The organism is Flavicella sediminum, from assembly GCF_006381105.1.
GTDB classification, from domain to species: domain Bacteria; phylum Bacteroidota; class Bacteroidia; order Flavobacteriales; family Flavobacteriaceae; genus Flavicella; species Flavicella sediminum.
In genome coordinates this window covers 1-1,578 of the sequence record NZ_VDET01000005.1, presented here as the reverse complement: position 1 = coordinate 1,578, position 1,578 = coordinate 1, and the positions used below count along the sequence as shown (strand labels likewise).

At 25.6% G+C, this 1,578-nt stretch carries 2 protein-coding genes; both read right to left on the bottom strand.

Annotated features, from left to right (window positions below):
• Positions 1-102: 102 nt before the first annotated feature.
• Positions 103-684 (bottom strand): tetratricopeptide repeat protein, encoded by a 582-nt coding sequence (locus FGM02_RS07770; protein ID WP_139957802.1) that lies wholly within the window; start codon positions 682-684, stop codon positions 103-105.
• Positions 681-1,409: a hypothetical protein gene (locus FGM02_RS07765; RefSeq protein WP_139957801.1), complete on the bottom strand. Its 729-nt coding sequence runs from the start codon at positions 1,407-1,409 to the stop codon at positions 681-683. Before FGM02_RS07765 ends, FGM02_RS07770 begins: the two co-directional genes overlap by 4 nt.
• Positions 1,410-1,578: the final 169 nt, after the last annotated feature.

Below are 1,578 nucleotides of genomic sequence, written 5' to 3'. Positions count from 1 at the left end.
AAAACACAAACCTTTGGTTAATCCATAAAAACCCACATTGACTTTATGCGTTGTTGGCAGTAGTTTTTTATTTTTATTTAGAAATTATATTGTAGTTAAAAATTAGAATTTTAAGGTTATACTTTCGTTTATTGCTTTTGCACTTTCAAATATTTTAATTCCGAGTTGCATAAGTTCAGGTCTAAATTGTCCACTTTCGGTAAATATGTCTTTATTCAAGTCTGGTAGTTTATAGAGGTTGTTTTCATTCCAAAAGTTTTCAGCATCTAAAGAACCTTGCTCATATGCAATTTTTATATATTTCTTACCAATTTCCATACTTCCAACTGCATCAAAATAATTAAAATACATTATACCAAGTCTAAAAGAACATCCTGAATGTCCTAAATCGCTTCCGATTTTCCAATCTCTTCTTGCATTATGAGTATCCCTATTAACAACTTTTCCTTCAAATTCTATTAAAGCTACCATATAGCGACAGTCTCCAGTTAACTCTCCTTCAGGATAATCCTTACCAAGATTGTTATAATGACCACCACTAAACCAAATAAATGCTTCCCAAGGATCTTTAAGAACTCCATTGCCATATAAATATTTCATGCCAATTTTATATGCTGCATCATAATTCCCTTCATCTACTTGACTTATTAATTTTTCAAGTTCTTCTTTATTACTTTTACTCATTGAAAATTGTTTTGATTATTTTTAATTTTTACAATTAAATTTGTGTAGATATTAATTATAGTTGATTTGTATATTTCTACATTTGGTTTTTTACTAAGTACTAAGATAGAGTTAAAGAAGTTATTGAAAATTTCATATAAATTATTATCTAATTTTATTAATTTTTCACAAAATATAATATTCTTCATTAGAAGTATTTTATATCTATTAATAATAAATATAGATTCGTAGTAAAACAAAACTTTATTTAAGTAAATTCCTTGTTGATTATATCCTTTTTCTAAATGGATATAGGATAAATTACTTTCAAGTAAACTTTTTTGATTGCTCACTAAGTATGAGTTTTCTCTATGTTTAGTTGCCTTTTGGAATTTATCATTAAAAATAAAGTGATGTATATCATTTGTTAATGTGGCAATTAGTTTTTTTAGACGTGGTTGTTTATATTTAGTTAGAATTTCATTTATATCTTTTATTGTTGGAAATTTGTGAAAAATAATTAATTCAGCATGCAGTAACTCGTGAATTAATGAGCTATAATCATTAATAGTTTTTATTGTAATTTCATTTTTAACATAATTGAATTTAGCAGATTCAATGTTTTCGTCTATTTTGTATTTTAGAGATTTGTCAATTCTATTATTTAAATTACAAAGTATTTTTTCTTCTATTTTAGAAAAACTTGCAAGCTTTAATAATTCACTAAAATTTAATTCTTCCCTCATTTTCTATGCAACTTGTAAATTACTGCCAACGGTTTTGTATAAAGTTAGTGTGGGAGTTGATAATCGAAAGATTCTCAGCCTAGCACTAAGCTTATACTTATTATGTGTTTTTATCTTTGTCGACCTAAAAATAGATAAATAAGTATAAGTGACATAGTAAAAAGAGAAA

Coding starts and splice junctions, on each gene's coding strand:
- FGM02_RS07765 (WP_139957801.1), bottom strand. CDS start 1,409: ATGAGGGAAGAATTAAATTTTAGTGAATTATTAAAGCTTGCAAGTTTT.
- FGM02_RS07770 (WP_139957802.1), bottom strand. CDS start 684: ATGAGTAAAAGTAATAAAGAAGAACTTGAAAAATTAATAAGTCAAGTA.